Genomic DNA, 18,032 nt, shown 5'->3' with positions numbered 1-18,032 from the left:
ATCCAACGGCGGCGGACACTATGTCGAAGCCCTAGCGGACAAAATGTCCGTATCACTGCGGCGGCGTCAGCTTGCTTCGGGCAGCCAGACGAGGAATGACGTGCCCTTACCCGGTTCGCTCGACACGGAAATCCTGCCGCCCTGTCGTGTCACCAGCATCTGGCTGATCGAGAGGCCAAGTCCGGTGCCATCGCGCGTCTTGGTGGTGAAGAACGGGTCGAAGATCTTTTCGATCACGTCGGCCGAAATGCCGGCACCGGTATCCGCAACCTTGATGGCTACCCCTGCCCAACCATCCATGTCGCTGTCGTGGTTTCGCAGGGAAAGTCGCCCCCCATGCGGCATGGCATGGATGGCATTCACCAGTAGGTTGACCAGGACCTGCTGCAACTCGGTGCGGTTCATCGCGATGAGGCGGGATGCGCGATCCTCCCGCTCCAGGGTAATCGTCGTCTTCCTGATGAGATGCTGAACAAGCGGCAGCGTATCGGAGACGATGGTGGCGACGGCATAATGCTCGGTGTAGCCGGCATATTCCTGGGGTTTGGCAAACTGCAACAATTTGGTGATGATTTCGCCGATACGCGCCATCTGCTGGTCGATAAGACGGAACTCGACCTTGGCCTTTTCGGCGTCGGAGCCCATCAACTCGCGGATCACCTCGAGATTGCCCTGCATCACGGCGATCGGATTGTTGATTTCATGGGCAATGCCGGCACTGATCTCCCCGATCGCGGCAAGCTTCTCCGACATGACGAGCTGCCTGGTCGTGTTTTCCAGCTGCAGGGTGGCCTGGTGCAGTTGGTGGGCCCGCTCCTCGACACGGCGATTGAGCTCGTCGTTCCAGCGGCGCAATTGCGCATCGCGTTGTTGGAGCAAGTCGAGGAGATGGTCGAGGTGAAAAGCCACCTGGCCGATCTCGTCCTTCGTCTTCACATGACCGGTTCGCGCGGACAGGTCACCGCCTTCGACGCGGCTAATCGCGCCCGTCATCCGCTCCAAGGGCCTGAAAATGTTGGTTGCCCAGATCAGGAACAGGGGAACCGTAGCCGCCACCGCCACCAGGAACGCCCCGGCAATCGTCAGCAAGGTCTCATATTTGGCCTGTGTGAACGGTTTTTGCAGAAAACCCACATAGAGCATGCCGACCCGGCGGCCATAGCTGTCGATGATGGGCTCATAGGCGGAGATGAACCAGTCGCTGACGACGAAGGCGCTACCCCGCCATGTCCGCCCCTGACCGAGCACGGCGTTGCGAACGACTTCCGAAACGCGGGTTCCGATCGCCCGCCGCCCTTCGAACAACCCCACATTGGTGCTGATACGCACGTCCCCCAGGAACAAGGTAGCCGTACCCTGGCTTCCCTCGGGCAAGCCAGCCTCATGGTAGATCAGGTCGTTGATCGTATCGACGAAGGCTAGGTTCTGGTTGAGGAGCGTGCCGCCGACCAGGGCCGCCCGCCGACCATCCGGCAATGTCAAAGCGGTGGCCGACTGGAGCACCAGGCCGCGAGTTTCCTGGGAGAGCGTAGCGGCAGTACTGCCAATGGTGGGTACGATCTCGATGCGCGCGCGTGCGGCGAGATCGGGAGAGAAGGCACCAAGCTCTTCGGCCTCGAAAACATCGATGGCCGTCTTCGAATGCCCTTCGAGAGCCGACCGGACGATCGGCCAGCTCGAGCGCACGGAGGAAGACGCCGTGGCATAGGCACTCGTGAGGATCCTGCCGTCTTCGCCGACGATGTAGAGGAAATCAAACTGGCGTGCCTGTGCAGTCTCCTTGAGGAGCAAGGTAAACGCCGAACTTGGATAGTCGCTGTTCTGAAGGAGGTCGTGGAAACATGCCGATTCACTCACCGAGGCCAGTCGAGAATCCGTGTTCTCGAGAATGCGGGCCAGATATTGATGGGCAATCGTCAAGTCGTCATTGACCTTGGAGATTGCCAGGGCATCGAACCGGGCATTCCAACGGTAGAGGCTGATACCCAACAGCAATGGCAAGATCACGAGCATGGGTACGAGCGCAATCGCCAGCAAGCGATAGCGCACCGATCTTCTTCTTCGTCCGGCCTTCGAGGCTTGGTCCCTAGACATTCCAGCTGACGCATTTGCGATCGATGGTCTTGCGCGAGATGCCGAGGCGGCGGGCAGCCTCCTCGCGATCGCCCTTGACCTCGCGCAGCACCGACAGGATGTGGCGCCGTTCCACCTCGGCCAGGCTCTGGCCGCCCCTGTCGTCATCGCCGTCACTGGCAATGCGTTCGATATCTTCCGGAAAACCGCCGAGGATCACGGTCCGCTCGATCAGGTTACGCAACTCCCGGATATTTCCCGGCCAATCATAGCGTGCGAGCGCAGCGCGCACCCTGTCGTCGATGGTGACGGGAGGCATGCCGAGCTGCTGGGCGAATTCGCGCATGAACAGAGCCGCGAGTTCCTGCACGTCGTCGCCGCGATCCTTCAGCAGCGGTAGATGGACCTGCATGACATTGATGCGGAAATAGAGATCGGCGCGAAAGCTGCCGGCCTCGACGCGCTTGGGAAGATCGGCATTGGTGGCAAAGATGAAGCGGGCGTCGAAGGGAACTTCGCGCTCCGAGCCGACCGGTCTGACACGTCGATCTTCCAGGACGCGCAGCAGCTTGGTCTGCAGCGAAAAGGGCAGGTCCCCGATTTCATCGAGGAACACGGTACCACCCTGCGCATGCATGAAAAGCCCTTCCCGAGCCCTGCCCGCCCCGGTGAAGGCCCCTTTCAAATGGCCGAACAGTTCGCTTTCGATCATGTCCGCCGGGATGGCAGCGCAATTGATCGGCACGAAAAGCTTGTCGGAGCGACCGGAAAGCAAATGAAGCGAGCGCGCCGCGACTTCCTTTCCGGTCCCCGACTTGCCGGTCAGCAGGACCGAAGTCGGCAAGGGCGCAACGCGTGCAATGGTCTGGCGCACATTCTGGATCGCCCTGGAGTTGCCGAGCAACTTGTTCCGCAGGAAGATCTGGTGGCCCGGCGATTTCAGTTCATGATGCAGAACGTCGTTCTCGCGCTGCAGCCTGATCCGGTCGAGACAGCGGGCGACCGCATTGAGAAGCTGGTTGGAGCGGAATGGCTTGAGCACGAAGTCGACGGCGCCGGCCCGCAAGGCACCGATCGCGGTGTCCAGATCGGCATAGGCCGTCATCAGGATGACATCGGCAAAGAACCCGACGGCACGCTGTTCGGCAAGCCAATCCAGGCCGTTCTGTCCCGGCATGATATTGTCGAGAATGACCACGTCGAAATGCTGCTGGTCGAGTTTCTGGGACGCCTGTTTGGTGTCCGCAGCCTCGGCGATCAGCTTGCAACGCGGCCCCAGGATCTTGACCAGGAAATTGCGCATGCCCGGCTCGTCGTCGACGACCAGGATCGAGGCCTGGGCGAGCCACGGCCCGAACTGTGGATCTGCGGCAGGGCCGGCAGCATCGCGAGCTGGATCCTCAGACATCAACACTCCTTCCCAACCTCACCCTGGCCAGACGCGGAGAACCGTCAGCCGCCCAGAAACGCCGGTGCCAAACTCTCTTCCACCATCTCCCGGGCCGCCTGAGGCGTCTGCTGGCTGCCGTCGATGTCGAGGCGGGTTGCTGCCTCGAACAGCAAGGCACGCACATCGTCCGGCGAAAGGATGCTTTTGGCCACGAGCTTGCGCACCAGGGCCTGCAGGATGAGGACATCGATCCCCTGCTCGGACGCGATTGGACTTTCACTCATTCCACTCTCCCCCTCTAGCTACGAACGCTCCTGCATATCCCCGCGCAGTTGCGCCAGAGCCTGACGCAGCCCATGAAGCTGATCCATCAGATGCAGGATGACGTCGATACCCTCGTCATTGGCTCCGATATCGTTCTTCAGCTCGTGGATCAGGCGTGCGCGGGCAATGTCGATTTCGGTAAATTGCACGCCAGTCGGGGTCGGTCGAGGAATAAGCCAGCGCTGCTCGAGCCACACTTCCAGCGTCTGCACCTGGATGCCGGAACTCGCCAGAAATTCCTGCTTGTTCATGCTCATGATGCTCTATCCTCACGGGGATTGAAGTCCTTGCCCTTGGCCCAGTTCGAAACAAAGGCTTCGAGTTCCGGATCGGGCGCTTTCGGCAGGACGATCTTCAGCTTGACGAACTGGTCGCCCTGCCCTCCGCCCCGGCGGGGCGCCCCCTTTCCCTTGAGACGCAGGGTCGTGCCAGTGTTCGACCCTTTCGGCACGGACATCGTCACGTCGCCGGTAGGGGTTGGAACACGCACGCGTCCTCCGAGCACGGCCTCCGACAGCGAAACCGGCAATTCCAGCGTGATGTCGTCGCCCTCGCGCGTGAAGCGCCGATCCGGCAGGACCTCCACTTCGATCAAGGCGTCGCCGGGACCGCCCGTACCGGCGCCCGGCGCTCCCTTGCCTTTCAGGCGCAGGGTCTGTCCATCCACCAGGCCGGGGGAATCTTCACGTCGAGCGTGCCGCCATCCGGCAGGGTCAGGCGCTTGTTCGCCCCCATGACCGACTCGACGAACTCGATCGGCAGCCGATAGTGCAGATCCTGTCCGCGCCGGTTCGCGCGCGCGCGCTGGCCGCGCCTCAGCAGCTCGGCAAACGCATCTTCCCCGTCCATGAAGTCGGCGAAACCGGAAGTATCGGCGTAGGGATGGTCGTGATCGGCTTCTGTATATTCACGGTAGAAATGCTGCGGCGGGCGTTCCGCACCGCTCGCGTCGATCTCGCCATTGTCGAAGCGCTTGCGCTTGTCGGCGTCGCTGAGCAGGTCATAGGCGCCAGCGACTTCCTTGAACTTCTCCTCGGCGCTCTTGTCACCCGGATTGAGATCCGGATGCAGTTTCTTCGCAAGCTTGCGATAGGCGCTCTGGATCTCGGCCGAAGATGCCGTCGGGGCAACACCTAGAACCTCGTAAGGATTTCTCACAACCTACTCCGATAGCATTTCCACGGCGTTTTGCGGTTTGGCTCATAGGTTTCAAGGGGGGCGCCCCATCGCGCCTCCGGTCGATGCTGAAAGCGCCGGGACCTCAACCCGGCGCAGGCCCTCGATGCTAGATCATTTTTCACGGTCAGTCAGGAAGGCTCCGCGTCTCGGTCAAAATGCCTTTCGTGACAGGCTCTGCCGCCGGATCAGCTCGATCTCTTCGCATCATTGTCATCCACCTCGCTGAATTCGGCATCGACCACATCATCGCCGCCGGCACGAGAGCCCGTATCGGGCGACGCGCCCGGCTGCGCAGAGGCCGCCTCCGCCAGTTTCTGCGAGAGTTGCTGCAGGGTGCCCGTCTTTGCGGCGATAGCGGCCGCATCCTCGCCTTTCGCCGCCTCGCGCAGATCGGCCATGGCATTCTCGATCGCCCGGCGATCCGCCTCGGCCACCTTGCCACCATGCTCGGCAACCGCCTTCTCGGTCGCATGCAGAAGCGCTTCGGCGGTATTCCTCGCTTCCACCGTCTCCCTGCGCTTTTTGTCCTCGGCGGCATGGGCTTCGGCATCCTTGACCATCCGCTCGATGTCGGCTTCGGAGAGGCCACCGGACGCCTGGATCTGGATGCGCTGCTCCTTGCCGGTCCCCTTGTCCTTGGCGGAGACGTTGACGATGCCGTTGGCGTCGATGTCGAAGGTCACATCGATCTGGGGCACGCCGCGCGGGGCCGGCGCGATACCCATCAGATCGAACTGGCCGAGCAATTTGTTGTCCGCCGCCATCTCACGCTCACCCTGAAAGACACGGATGGTGACGGCGTTCTGATTGTCCTCGGCGGTCGAGAACACCTGGCTCTTCTTGGCTGGAACGGTGGTGTTGCGTTCGATGAGGCGCGTGAACACACCGCCCAGCGTCTCCAGCCCGAGCGAGAGGGGGGTGACGTCGAGCAGCAGGACGTCCTTGACATCGCCCTGCAGCACGCCCGCCTGGATTGCCGCCCCGACCGCAACCACCTCGTCTGGATTGACGCCCTTGTGCGGCTCCTTGTCGAAGATCTTGCGCACGATCTCCTGGATCTTCGGCATCCGGGTCATGCCACCGACCAGCACGACCTCATCGATGTCCTTGGCCGCCAGTCCCGCATCCTTCAACGCATTGAGGCATGGCTCGATGGTTCGCTGCACGAGATCTTCGACCAGGGACTCGAATTTCGCCCGCGTCAGCTTGATCTGGAAATGCTTGGGACCGCTGGCATCGGCCGTGATGTAGGGCAGGTTGATTTCAGTCTGGGTGATGGTGGAGAGCTCGATCTTGGCCTTCTCCGCCGCCTCCTTCAATCGCTGCAGGGCCAGCTTGTCCTTTCTCAGGTCGATGCCCTGCTCGCGCTGGAACTCGTCGGCAAGGTAATTCACCAGGCGCATATCGAAGTCCTCGCCGCCGAGGAAGGTGTCGCCATTGGTCGACTTGACCTCGAAGACCCCGTCGCCGATGTCGAGGATGGAGATGTCGAACGTGCCGCCGCCCAGATCGTAGACCGCGATCTTGGCCTGCTTCTTCTTGTCGAGACCATAGGCAAGCGCCGCTGCCGTCGGCTCGTTGATGATGCGCAGAACCTCGAGGCCCGCAATCTTGCCGGCGTCCTTCGTCGCCTGCCGCTGCGCATCATTGAAATAGGCGGGAACCGTGATGACGGCCTGCGTGACCTTCTCACCGAGATTGGCTTCGGCGGTTTCCTTCATCTTCTGCAGGATGAACGCCGAGATCTGCGAAGGCGAATAGGCCTTGCCCTGGGCTTCCACCCAGGCATCGCCATTGGCCGCCTTGACGATCTTGTAGGGGACGAGGGCCTTGTCCTTCTCGACGGTGGGGTCGTCGTAGCGTCGGCCGATCAACCGCTTGACCGCAAAGATCGTGTTGGTCGGGTTAGTCACCGCCTGCCGCCTGGCAGGCTGCCCGACGAGACGCTCGCCATCACCTGTAAACGCAACGATCGACGGTGTGGTCCTCGCACCCTCGGCATTCTCGATGATGCGCGTATTCTTGCCATCCATGACTGCAACGCATGAATTGGTCGTTCCCAGGTCAATTCCGATGATCGTAGCCATGAAGATGCTCCCTGTTACTTGATTGCTGGAATATGTGTTGCCGCTTTTGTTGTGATTGCCGCGGTCGAGATGTCTCAGGCGGAGGATTTGCTGCCCGACAGCGGGCAGTTCGCCTCTCTTCCGAGAGACGGCATTGGGCGTTTTGGCTCGTCCAGGACCAGCCCTGACCTGGCTGTTCCGGATGGCCATGCGGGGCGGCCGGATATCGTCGAGTACGATGCCATGATGTCCCGTCTGTTTGTGGCGCTGCCGCCGAGCGCTGGCCTCGATGTGACAGCAACAGACGTGCCAGACTGGATACACAGCGATATCAAAGGCTTATGCGAGAGTTCCCGGTTGATCAGGACAACATGTCCGTGCAACCGCAGACAAAGTGTCCGCAGGCAGAGCCGGCTGAGCCAGAAACCGACAGGTTCGATGGCCGGCCATCGCTGCCAGTCGCGCCGTCAGGGCTGCCTTCCGGCCCCGGATTCCGCGGGTTGCCTCGGCCCACCGCTGGAAACGCCGACCCTGGCCGGGCGCAAGGAGCGCGTTCCGATCGAATACCCGGCGCCGATGACCTTGCTGACGGTGCCGCTCGGCACCGAAGGATCGAGCACCTCGAACAGCGCTTCATGGAAATTGGGATCGAAGCGCTCTCCCAGGGGATCGAGCTTCCTGACGCCATGTCTTTCCAGGGAACGCAGCAGCTCCTTTTCCGTGAGCTCTACCCCTTCGATCAGCGTCCTGACCGCCTCGTCGCCTTCGCGGACTTGCGCCGGCACGTTGGCGATGGCGCGCTCGATATTGTCAGCCACCCCCAGCATGTCGCCGGCAAATTTCGCGACAGCATATTGGCGCGCATCATTCAGCTCACGCTCGGCACGGCGGCGCACATTCTCTGTTTCGGCCAGCGCCCGCAACAAGCGATCCTTCAACGCGGCATTGTCAGCCTCGAGCCTAGCGATGATCGCAGCGGCATCGTCGGCTGATCCGGCCGGAGATGGATCGGGCTGCTCCGTCGCCTTCGCTGTCGGCCCCGGCGCATTTGCCGGCTCCGGTGCCCCATGAATGTCGTTCTCGGGTTTGGCTCTTCTGGTCATTTCGCCTCCCTGTCGGATGCTTTCAGATGAATGCCGCTATGCTGTAATCCCCGAAGGCAGAGACTTGTGGGCTGCGCGAGCCCATGCCTGATCGTCCAACGCCGATCCGGCTCGAGAAGATCCATCCCGGACTAGCGCAGAAGGCATAGCCGGATCGCGGCCGCCATCATCCCGAGCACGCCGATGCTGGCGGCCCAGATCACGACCATCCAGGCGAGCCGTTTCCAGAAGGGTGTTCTCGACGCCATCAATGATAGCCATGGATGCCGGCCTTGCCGCGAAATACCCAATAGGCCCAGCCGGTATAGACGAGGATGAGGGGGATGATGACGAGGGCCCCGACCAGCATGAAGGCCTGGCTCTCGGGCGGTGCCGCCGCCTCCCAGATCGTCACGGCGCGCGGCACCACATAGGGATAGATGCTGATCCCGAGCCCGATGAAGCCGAGCAGGAACAGTGCCAGGGCCATCAGGAAGGGCAACTGCTCCCGCTCGCGCCGCAGGCTCCAGAAGAAGGTCGCGGTGCAGATCGCCACGAGCAGGGGCACTTGGGCCGTGAGCAGCACGCCGGGCATGGCAAACCAGCGTCGCCAATAATCATAATGTAGGAACGGCGTTGCAGCGCTGACAGCGCCGAGCGCGAGGAGCGTGGCCAAGCCCAGCCAGAACGCCAGGCGGCGGGCATGGCGCTGGCTCGTCCCTTCCGTCTTCCAGATCAGCCAGCAGGCTCCCAGCAAGGCATAGCCGGTCACCACGGCCAGCCCCGTCAACAGGCTGAAGGGGCTCAGCCAATCGAGCCATCCGCCGGCATAGGCATTGTTCTCGACGTGGACGCCTTGCAGGATCGCACCGAGCGTCACGCCCTGTGCCGACGCCGCGACGAACGAGCCAAGACTGAAAGCCGCGTCCCATAACGGACGGTGGCGCGGATCGCGCCAGCGAAACTCGAAGGCGACGCCGCGAAAGACGAGCCCGAGCAGCATGGCGATGATCAGCGGATAGGTCGCCGGAAGGATGATGGCATAGGCAAGCGGGAAGGCCGCAAGCAGGCCGCCGCCGCCCATCACCAGCCAGGTCTCGTTGCCGTCCCACACCGGCGCGATCGAGTTCATCGCCTGGTCGCGCTCCTCGCCCACCGCAAAGGTGGGGAACAGGATGCCGATACCGAGGTCGAAACCGTCCATGACGACATAGGCCATCACAGCAAAGCCGATGACCGCCGCCCAGAAGATGGTGAGATCGATGCTGCCCATCACGGTCAATCCTTCGCCGGCACGGGAACGCCGACGCTTGCTGCGGGCGTGATACCGGCCGCGCGTTGCGGCAGGTTCGGTGGCTGGCTCTCGCTACGCCCGGGCGCCTTCTCCATCAGGCGCAGGAGATAATAGGTGCCGGCCCCGAACGCGCTGAAATAGACCAGCACGAAGGCGATGAGCGAGGCGGCAACGGCCGGCGCAGCGAGCGGCGAATGGGATTCGGCCGTTCGCAGCAAGCCATAGACCGTGAAGGGTTGCCGCCCGACTTCCGTCGTCACCCAGCCCGCAATCACGGCGACGAAGCCTGCCGGTCCCATGGCAACGGCTGCGCGATGCAGCCAGCGCCAGTCATAGAGCCTGCCCCGCATGCGTGCGAGCAGGCTCCACAGGCCGATGCCGAGCATGGCGAAGCCGAGCGCCACCATGATCCGGAACGACCAGAAGATGATCGGCGTGGGAGGCCATTGGTCTCGCGGAAAATCGGTGAGACCCGGAAGAGGTGCATAGGGATCGTGCTTGAGGATCAGCGAGCCGATATGCGGTATCGACACTTCATAGCGCACCCGCCCCTCCACATTGTCCGGCAGGCCGAACAGCACAAGCGGTGCGCCATTAGGGCTGGGCTGGTAGTCGCCCTCCATGGCCAGCACCTTGGCAGGCTGATGCTCCAGTGTATTCAGCCCGTGGGCGTCACCGGCCAGGATCTGGATGGGCGCCACGATTGCCGCCATCCACATGGCCATCGAGAACATCTTGCGCGCGCCGGCATTGTCGCCGTCCTTGAGCAGGTGCCAGGCGCCGACGCCTCCCACCACGAAGGCTGTGGTGAGATAGGCGGCGATCACGGTGTGGACCAAACGGTAGGGAAAGCTGGCCGTGAAGATGATCGCCAGCCAGGACCCCGCCGGTACGAACTGACCATTGGCATTGACGGCAAACCCTGCCGGCGTCTGCATCCAGCTGTTGACGGCGATGATCCAGGTCGCCGAGATCAGCGTGCCGAGCGCAACCATGCAGGTGGCAAAGAAATGCAACCCCTTGCCGACCTTGCTCATGCCGAACAGCATCACGCCGAGGAAGCCGGCCTCCAGGAAGAAGGCGGTCAGCACCTCATAAGCCATCAGCGGGCCGATGATCGGGCCCGCCTTGGTCGAGAAGACCGACCAGTTCGTGCCGAACTGGTAGGACATGACTAGGCCCGACACGACGCCCATGCCGAACACGACGGCGAAGATCTTCAGCCAATAGCGATAGAGATTGGCATAGACGCCCTTGCCCGTCTTGAGCCACAGCCCTTCCAGCACCATCAGATAGCTCGCAAGCCCGATGGAAAACGCCGGAAAGATGAAGTGGAACGACACCGTGAAGGCGAACTGCGCACGCGCCAAGATCACCGCATCCAGTTGCCCTAGCAACGTCCCCTCCTCTCAAACAAGCCGAAAGATACCGTCCTCGGAATTGGCTGACGCCGGGGATCCTTTTCCCAATGATGCGGGACGGCCGAAGCGTTTTCCAGAAAAGTCGATAGACTTTTCGTTCAATAAAACGCGTTAAAAACAAAGAGTTAGAGCAAAGTTCGGTTCGGAGAAATCGCACTTTGCTCTAGGCCCCGACGACGCGCACCGGTATCGATTTGGCGGCCGGAGTCCCGCTGATCTTGTCGTAATATTCGAGGGGCAGCAGCGGATTGAGCTCAGGGTAATATCCCGCGACCGCCCCTCGGGGCATCGGATAGTCCAACACTGTCAGGCCCTCCACGCGACGCATGACGCCGTCGTCGCTGATCGTTTCCAGCGCAATGCGGGAGCCTGCGTCCAGGCCTCGCGCCGCACGGTCCTCGGAATTCATGAACAGGATCATGCGGTCGTTGTAGACGCCGCGATAACGATCATTGTTGCTGTAGATGGTCGTATTGAACTGGTCGTGCGAACGGACCGTGGCCAGCCGCAACATCGACGGGTCAGCGACCGGCACGTTCACATCGAGACCAGGCAGCAGCAGAAAATTCGCCTTGCCATTCGGTGTTGGCCAGACAAGGCGCCGCGGTGGCACATCGAGATGAAAACCCTTGGGGTTCTTCACCTTTTCCGAGAAGCCGGCGTAGATGTCCGGATAGACTTCGGTGATCTTGTCACGAATGAGATTGTAGTCGTGGATGTAGCTCGCCCAGGCGACCTTGCTGTTGGGCAGGCTCGCCAGAGCCATCCGGCAGACGATCTCCACTTCCGGCAAGAGATGGGCGCTGGCGGGCGTCAGGACACCGCGCGAGGCGGTGACGTTCGACATGGAGTCTTCGATCGTCACGAACTGCTCGCCGGCCGCCGTATGGATCACCTCGGATCGAGAGATCACAGGCAGGATCAGCGCATCGCGTCCGTGAACGAGATGGCCTCGATTGAGCTTGGTGGCGATGCCGACCGTCAGGGCCAGTTTGCGCATCGCCGCATAGGATCTGTCGGTATCGGGGATGGCGCGAACGAAATTCCCGCCCATCCCGATGAAGACCTTGGCGGTACCTTTTTCCATCGCCTCCACGGACTCGACCGTGTGATGCCCGTGATGACGGGGCGGCTCGAAGCCGAACACATCGCGCACGCGGTCCAAGTACTCCTGTGAGGGTTTCTCGTCGATGCCGACGGTGCGGTCTCCCTGCACGTTCGAATGGCCGCGAATGGGTGAAATCCCCGCTCCCGGCTTGCCGAAATTACCCCGGAGCAGGAGCAGATTGACGACCTGCTGGAGCAGGCGCGATCCCTCCTGATGCTGGGTGAGGCCCATGCCGTAGCAGATCATGGTTGCGCGCGAACGAATGTAGATCTCGGCGCAGCGGCGTATCTGGTCCTCCTCCAGTCCGGAGATCGCCACGATGTCCGTCCACTCCTGCGCCATGACATCGGCGCGGATCGCCTCCAGGCCAACGGTATGCCGGTTGACGAAATCGGTATCGATGACGTTTTCGCCTTGCGCCTCGCGCTCGAAGATCACCTTCATCATGCCCTTGAACAGGGCCAGATCCCCCCCGATGCGGATATGGACGAATTCGCTCGCTATCGGCGTCGACCCGAATGTCGCCATTTGCACGACATCCTGCGGCTCGGTGAAGCGTATGAGCGCTCGTTCCGGCATCGGGTTGACGGCCACAATCGGCACGCCGCGTTTTCGGGCTTCGACTAGATTGGTCATCATGCGCGGCGAGTTGGTGCCGGTGTTCTGGCCGATGACGAAAATGGCTTCGGCATGCTCGAAGTCCTCCATCACCACCGTCCCTTTCCCGACCCCGATGGAGGCAGGCAGCCCACGGCTCGTCGGCTCATGGCACATGTTCGAACAGTCGGGAAAGTTGTTGGTGCCGAATTCCCGAACGAAGATGGAATACAGGAAGGCGGCCTCGTTGGGCGTGCGCCCCGATGTATAGAACTCCGCTTGGTGAGGGCTTTCGAGCGCTTTCAGGTGATGGCCGATCAGCGCAAAGGCAGCTTCCCAGTTACAGGGGACATATCGGTCGGAGGCCGCATCGTAGCGCATGGGTTCGGTCAGCCGGCCCTGCATTTCGAGCCAGTAATCCGACTGCTCCATGAGTTCCGACACGCTGTGCCTTTCGAAGAACTCCCGCGTGACCCTTCTTTTGGTCGCCTCGAAGGCCAGCGCCTTGGCGCCGTTCTCGCAGAATTCGAGAGTCTTCTTGTGGTCGGGATCGGGAAAGGCGCAACTGGGGCATTTGAAGCCGCCAGGCTGGTTCATGGCGAGCAACGCGCGCGACCCCTTGGTGATGACGCTCTGCTCCAGCAGTACCTTGGCAGTCGCTGCAGCAGCGCCCCAGCCCCCTGCCGGATGATGGTACGTCTTATATTGAGGCTTGTTGTCGGCCATGCTCGAAACCGCTCCGCAGAAACTGTCGAGCACGCAGTAAAACACTCTATCTATTTGAAATCTATAGACATTTTGTCCATTTCGCGCGGACAAAATGTCCAAGAAATCAGGGATCTTCGGCGCCAAGTCATTGATGTGTCGTCCGGCCGGGAAGTGGCATGAATGATGCTTTCAGAACGACCGCCCAAGATCAGGGGAGCCGCAGGCTTCGTTCGCTGCAATGGCCATTTCGACCGGGGCCATTTTCTCGAAAGCATCGCGCTGCTCGAGATCGACGGCATCTAGGCCTGCAGGTCGACGCCTGCGCAAAGAGGGGATCGCGATGACAGGGACGGCTGCATGATCTTGCGCTCAAAGCCCGGCTTCAAGGACATTCTATTCGCCGTCAACGGCTCCATCTTGCCACGCATAGCGCCCCGTCTCCTCGCAATCGCACTCATCAGCGTGCTGGCGATTTATGCAGCACAGGAGCATCCGGGCATCTTCGCGCGGATCAGCGCCATTCCCTTCACCCTGATCGGCATCGCCTTGTCGGTGTTCATGAGCTTTCGCAACAATGCCTGCTACGCCCGCTGGTGGGAGGGACGCAGACTCTGGGGCGAATTGATCATCGCCTGTCGATCCCTCGCGCGCCAGACATCCACACTGGAGGCGGATGACCGGCGCTTCCTGCTCCGGGGACTATGCGCTTTCTCCGCGGGGCTTGCCGCCCATCTGCGGGGTCAAGATGAGTTGAAGGCCATCACGCACTGGTTCGATATCGGCACCGCCTCAAACAATCCCAATCTGACAAATGCCGTCCTTGACCAGATTGGCAAATATTGCCTGACGCTCATGCATAGGGGGCGGATAGATCCAATTCACTACTCGGTCATCGAACAGCAGATCAGCGCCCTGACCGAGGTGCAGGGTGGGTGCGAGCGCATCGCCTACACACCAGTTCCTTTTGCGTATTCCTTGCTGCTGCACCGAACGGCTCTCGTCTTTTGTGTGACACTGCCATTCGCCCTCGCCGGTACGCTGGATTGGTGGGCATTACTTCCCGTTCTGCTCGTCGCCTACACCTTCTTCGGCCTTGACGCTCTCGGCCACCAACTCGAGGAACCGTTCGGCCTGGAGCCGAACGCATTGCCGCTAGATGCCTTGAAGCGGACGATCGAACGGGAAATGCTCGCACTCCTCGGAAATGATGACCTTCCCGCCGCGATCAAACCGCACCGAAACATACTCATGTAATATATCCCCGAGTAATACCCCTTCAAGACGGCGTCGCCACGTTACCGTCGATGTACACCGAGAACGAATTGTGCACCTCCTCGTATCTTTTAAGCGGCGGTGACGGCTTTACGCCGCGCCATGACAGGCAGACGATGAAGACGGGGGGCAAGGGCGGAGTGACAAGCCCAAGCGGGACGACGCGTTTGCAAACGGCGGAGAAGATGGTGACGAGCCGTTGCGGAACTGTGAGGACCGAAAATCTTGCATCGCCAGTTCTCATTTTCGTGGCGACAAACGCGAATTCTCGGCCCTGTTGTTGAGCTCCGGCAGCCGCAAAAACCGCCCTGATATTCATATCAGGACGGTTAGCGATTTATGACAGAATTGGTTGCGGGGGCAGGATTTGAACCTGCGGCCTTCAGGTTATGAGCCTGACGAGCTACCGGGCTGCTCCACCCCGCGGCGGGTAATTTGCATGGTATTCGAGATTTTTGCTTTGCAGGCCTGGCAACGACCTACTCTCCCAGGTCTTGAGACATAGTACCATCGGCGCTGAGGAGTTTAACGGCCGAGTTCGGGATGGGATCGGGTTGAGGCTCCTCGCTAGTGCCACCAGGCCGGCGAAGCAAAATCTGAAGCAAGAATGGAATGTTCCAGGTCACTGTCGGTATTTTTCACCGCGAGTGAGTATTGATAAATGAGAGCGATCAAGCCGATCAAGCTATTAGTACCGGTAAGCTGCACGGATCGCTCCGCTTCCACACCCGGCCTATCAACGTGGTGGTCTACCACGGCTTTCGAGGGAGAACTTATCTTGAGGTGGGTTTCCCGCTTAGATGCCTTCAGCGGTTATCCCGACCGTACATAGCTACCCTGCACTGCGGCTGGCGCCACAACAGGTCCACCAGAGGTACGTCCATCCCGGTCCTCTCGTACTAAGGACAGATCCTCTCAATTCTCCTACGCCCACGCCAGATAGGGACCAAACTGTCTCACGACGTTTTGAACCCAACTCACGTACCACTTTAATCGGCGAACAGCCGAACCCTTGGGACCTTCTCCAGCCCCAGGATGTGATGAGTCGACATCGAGGTGCCAAACGATTCCGTCGATATGGACTCTTGGGAATCATCAGCCTGTTATCCCCGGCGTACCTTTTATTCGTTGAGCGATGGCCGTTCCACAACGGACCACCGGATCACTATGGCCGACTTTCGTCTCTGCTCGACTTGTCAGTCTCGCAGTCAGGCGGGCTTATGCCATTGCACTCGACGACCGATTTCCGACCGGTCTGAGCCCACCGTCGCACGCCTCCGTTACTCTTTGGGAGGCGACCGCCCCAGTCAAACTACCCACCATACACTGTCCCGGGCCCGGATGACGGGTCGCGGTTAGACATCCATGATCGTAAGGGTGGTATTTCAAGGGTGGCTCCACACGGGCTGGCGCCCATGCTTCATAGCCTACCACCTATCCTACACATGCAAGCACGAATGCCAGTGTAAAGTTATAGTAAAGGTGCACGGGGTCTTTCCGTCTAAGCGCAGGTACCCCGCATCTTCACGGGGAATTCAATTTCACTGAGTCTATGCTGGAGACAGCGGGGAGATCGTTACGCCATTCGTGCAGGTCGGAACTTACCCGACAAGGAATTTCGCTACCTTAGGACCGTTATAGTTACGGCCGCCGTTTACCGGGGCTTCGATTCAAAGCTTGCACCTCTCCTCTTAACCTTCCGGCACCGGGCAGGCGTCAGACCCTATACGTCGCCTTGCGGCTTAGCAGAGCCCTGTGTTTTTGTTAAACAGTCGCCACCCCCTAGTTTGTGCCCCTCGCCCATGGTTGCCCACGAACGAGGCCTCCTTATCCCGAAGTTACGGAGGCAAATTGCCGAGTTCCTTCAGCATAGTTCTCTCAAGCGCCTTGGTATACTCTACCAGTCCACCTGTGTCGGTTTCGGGTACGGTCTGATGTGGGAGCTATTTCCTGGAACCTCGTGATGGCATGCACAATCCAATAAGCACACACCACGGAAGAGATCCGTCACTACCCACTGGTCAAGGAATATTCACCTTGTTCCCATCGACTACGCTTTTCAGCCTCGCCTTAGGGGCCGACTAACCCTGCGCAGATTAGCTTTACGCAGGAACCCTTGGACTTTCGGCGACAGTGTCTCTCACACTGTTTGTCGTTACTCATGCCAGCATTCGCACTTCCAATACCTCCAGAGCCGCTCACGCGTACTCCTTCACAGGCCTATGGAACGCTCCGCTACCGCGTACATACTCTCGCATGCACACCCACAGCTTCGGCTCGTGGCTTGAGCCCCGTTACATTTTCGGCGCAAAGACCCTTGTTTAGACCAGTGAGCTGTTACGCTTTCTTTAAAGGATGGCTGCTTCTAAGCCAACCTCCTGGTTGTTATGGGATCCTCACATCCTTTACCACTTAGCCACGAATTAGGGGCCTTAGCTGGTGGTCAGGGTTTTTTCCCTCTCGACGACGGACGTTAGCACCCGCCGTCTGTCTGCCGCACACTACTTCCAGGTATTCGGAGTTTGGTTAGGTTTGGTAGGTCGGTAAGACCCCCTAGCCCATCCAGTGCTCTACCCCCTGGAGTATTCATGCGACGCACTACCTAAATAGTTTTCGCGGAGAACCAGCTATTTCCGAGTTTGATTGGCCTTTCACCCCTAGCCACAAGTCATCCGAGGCTTTTTCAACAGACACCGGTTCGGTCCTCCAGTGGGTGTTACCCCACCTTCAACCTGCTCATGGCTAGATCACATCGGTTTCGGGTCTAATAAGACGAACTGAACGCCCTGTTCAGACTCGCTTTCGCTACGCCTACACCTACCGGCTTAAGCTTGCTCGTCTCACTAAGTCGCTGGCCCATTATACAAAAGGTACGGTGTCACCATTGCAGGCTCCACCTGTTTGTAGGCATCCGGTTTCAGGATCTGTTTCACTCCCCTCGTCGGGGATCTTTTCACCTTTCCCTCACGGTACTGGTTCACTATCGGTCACTGAGGAGTACTTAGGCTTGGAGGGTGGTCCCCCCACGTTCAGACAGGGTTTCACGTGCCCCGCCCTACTCAAGTCTCTCGATATCATCGTCGCATACGGGACTATCACCCACTCATGTGCAGCTTTCCATCTGCTTTTGCTGACTCAATCAAGAGCACTGGCCTGGTCCGCGTTCGCTCGCCACTACTAACGGAGTCTCGGTTGATGTCCTTTCCTCCGGGTACTTAGATGTTTCAGTTCCCCGGGTTCGCTTTTAATCCCCTATGTATTCAGGGACTAAATACCTCCATTTGACAATTATTAATCCAGAACCGCAGGACCGGCAGATTGCTCCACCAGTCTCACGACCCCAAAATAATAATTGTCGGAAGTGGGTTTCCCCATTCGGATATCTTCGGATCAAAGCTTGTTCGCAGCTCCCCGAAGCTTTTCGCAGCGTACCACGTCCTTCATCGCCTCTCAGTGCCAAGGCATCCACCAAATGCCCTTAAGACGCTTGATCGCTCTCATTATCAATACTCACCGGA

12 protein-coding genes, 1 tRNA gene, 2 rRNA genes and 1 pseudogene are annotated in these 18,032 nt (G+C 60.1%); 2 read left to right on the top strand and 14 right to left on the bottom strand.

Translation table 11 applies throughout. The features are described from left to right. Positions 1-66: 66 nt before the first annotated feature. From ACR9ZN_RS00095 to ACR9ZN_RS00045, 11 genes and pseudogenes are all read right to left on the bottom strand, one after another. Positions 67-2,094: a sensor histidine kinase gene (locus ACR9ZN_RS00095; RefSeq protein ID WP_481270967.1), complete on the bottom strand. Its 2,028-nt coding sequence runs from the start codon at positions 2,092-2,094 to the stop codon at positions 67-69. Beyond that, the gene (locus ACR9ZN_RS00090) at positions 2,087-3,481 is read right to left on the bottom strand and encodes a sigma-54-dependent transcriptional regulator (RefSeq protein ID WP_481270966.1); all 1,395 of its coding nucleotides are present in this window, start codon (positions 3,479-3,481) and stop codon (positions 2,087-2,089) included. Before ACR9ZN_RS00090 ends, ACR9ZN_RS00095 begins: the two co-directional genes overlap by 8 nt. Before the next feature lie 44 nt (positions 3,482-3,525). Continuing rightward, the gene (locus ACR9ZN_RS00085; RefSeq protein ID WP_434960278.1) at positions 3,526-3,747 is read right to left on the bottom strand and encodes a hypothetical protein; all 222 of its coding nucleotides are present in this window, start codon (positions 3,745-3,747) and stop codon (positions 3,526-3,528) included. Between the two features lie 18 nt (positions 3,748-3,765). Further along, on the bottom strand, positions 3,766-4,038 hold the full coding sequence (locus ACR9ZN_RS00080; protein WP_454819367.1) for a chaperone modulator CbpM: 273 nt from the start codon (positions 4,036-4,038) through the stop codon (positions 3,766-3,768). A 2-nt stretch (positions 4,039-4,040) separates the two neighbouring features. Continuing rightward, a pseudogene (locus ACR9ZN_RS00075) lies at positions 4,041-4,945 on the bottom strand (DnaJ C-terminal domain-containing protein). 206 nt (positions 4,946-5,151) lie between these two features. Beyond that, positions 5,152-7,053 carry a molecular chaperone DnaK gene (gene dnaK / locus ACR9ZN_RS00070; protein ID WP_481270965.1) on the bottom strand — a complete coding sequence of 634 codons (1,902 nt, stop codon included), beginning with the start codon at positions 7,051-7,053 and terminating at the stop codon, positions 5,152-5,154. A 446-nt stretch (positions 7,054-7,499) separates the two neighbouring features. Continuing rightward, positions 7,500-8,135: a nucleotide exchange factor GrpE gene (gene grpE, locus ACR9ZN_RS00065; protein ID WP_481270964.1), complete on the bottom strand. Its 636-nt coding sequence runs from the start codon at positions 8,133-8,135 to the stop codon at positions 7,500-7,502. Positions 8,136-8,266: 131 nt separating this feature from the next. Continuing rightward, the gene (locus ACR9ZN_RS00060) at positions 8,267-8,383 is read right to left on the bottom strand and encodes a DUF2474 family protein (protein ID WP_481270963.1); all 117 of its coding nucleotides are present in this window, start codon (positions 8,381-8,383) and stop codon (positions 8,267-8,269) included. Then, positions 8,383-9,390 carry a cytochrome d ubiquinol oxidase subunit II gene (cydB, locus tag ACR9ZN_RS00055; RefSeq protein ID WP_434960273.1) on the bottom strand — a complete coding sequence of 336 codons (1,008 nt, stop codon included), beginning with the start codon at positions 9,388-9,390 and terminating at the stop codon, positions 8,383-8,385. Before cydB ends, ACR9ZN_RS00060 begins: the two co-directional genes overlap by 1 nt. A gap of 2 nt (positions 9,391-9,392) precedes the next feature. After that, the gene (locus ACR9ZN_RS00050; protein ID WP_481270962.1) at positions 9,393-10,805 is read right to left on the bottom strand and encodes a cytochrome ubiquinol oxidase subunit I; all 1,413 of its coding nucleotides are present in this window, start codon (positions 10,803-10,805) and stop codon (positions 9,393-9,395) included. A gap of 187 nt (positions 10,806-10,992) precedes the next feature. Further along, a complete protein-coding gene (locus ACR9ZN_RS00045; protein WP_481270961.1) occupies positions 10,993-13,260 on the bottom strand; it encodes an FdhF/YdeP family oxidoreductase in 2,268 nt (755 codons plus the stop codon). 162 nt (positions 13,261-13,422) lie between these two features. On the opposite strand from ACR9ZN_RS00045, the gene ACR9ZN_RS00040 reads away from it, so the two are divergent. Beyond that, positions 13,423-13,545, top strand: coding sequence for a hypothetical protein (locus tag ACR9ZN_RS00040; RefSeq protein WP_481270960.1), 123 nt, complete (start codon positions 13,423-13,425; stop codon positions 13,543-13,545). A gap of 54 nt (positions 13,546-13,599) precedes the next feature. Next, a complete protein-coding gene (locus tag ACR9ZN_RS00035) occupies positions 13,600-14,496 on the top strand; it encodes a bestrophin family protein (RefSeq protein WP_481270959.1) in 897 nt (298 codons plus the stop codon). 367 nt (positions 14,497-14,863) lie between these two features. Here the strand turns inward: ACR9ZN_RS00035 and ACR9ZN_RS00030 are convergent. The 3 genes from ACR9ZN_RS00030 to ACR9ZN_RS00020 form a co-directional block, all read right to left on the bottom strand. Further along, positions 14,864-14,940 (bottom strand) — tRNA-Met (locus tag ACR9ZN_RS00030). A 40-nt stretch (positions 14,941-14,980) separates the two neighbouring features. Next, positions 14,981-15,095, bottom strand: a 5S ribosomal RNA gene (gene rrf, locus ACR9ZN_RS00025). An 86-nt stretch (positions 15,096-15,181) separates the two neighbouring features. Beyond that, positions 15,182-18,007: ribosomal RNA gene (locus tag ACR9ZN_RS00020) — 23S ribosomal RNA — on the bottom strand. Between the last annotated feature and the right edge of the window lie 25 nt (positions 18,008-18,032).

Source organism: Labrys sp. HAY1-8F, from assembly GCF_056754975.1.
This window is presented reverse-complemented; position numbering and strand designations above follow the sequence as displayed.

Bases quoted from the DNA above. Each gene is read 5' to 3' on its own strand.
- ACR9ZN_RS00060 (WP_481270963.1), bottom strand. From the start codon at position 8,383: ATGGCGTCGAGAACACCCTTCTGGAAACGGCTCGCCTGGATGGTCGTG.
- ACR9ZN_RS00085 (WP_434960278.1), bottom strand. From the start codon at position 3,747: ATGAGTGAAAGTCCAATCGCGTCCGAGCAGGGGATCGATGTCCTCATC.
- ACR9ZN_RS00090 (WP_481270966.1), bottom strand. From the start codon at position 3,481: ATGTCTGAGGATCCAGCTCGCGATGCTGCCGGCCCTGCCGCAGATCCA.
- ACR9ZN_RS00080 (WP_454819367.1), bottom strand. From the start codon at position 4,038: ATGAACAAGCAGGAATTTCTGGCGAGTTCCGGCATCCAGGTGCAGACG.
- ACR9ZN_RS00040 (WP_481270960.1), top strand. From the start codon at position 13,423: ATGATGCTTTCAGAACGACCGCCCAAGATCAGGGGAGCCGCAGGCTTC.
- ACR9ZN_RS00095 (WP_481270967.1), bottom strand. From the start codon at position 2,094: ATGTCTAGGGACCAAGCCTCGAAGGCCGGACGAAGAAGAAGATCGGTG.
- ACR9ZN_RS00045 (WP_481270961.1), bottom strand. From the start codon at position 13,260: ATGGCCGACAACAAGCCTCAATATAAGACGTACCATCATCCGGCAGGG.
- grpE (WP_481270964.1), bottom strand. From the start codon at position 8,135: ATGACCAGAAGAGCCAAACCCGAGAACGACATTCATGGGGCACCGGAG.
- ACR9ZN_RS00035 (WP_481270959.1), top strand. From the start codon at position 13,600: ATGATCTTGCGCTCAAAGCCCGGCTTCAAGGACATTCTATTCGCCGTC.
- dnaK (WP_481270965.1), bottom strand. From the start codon at position 7,053: ATGGCTACGATCATCGGAATTGACCTGGGAACGACCAATTCATGCGTT.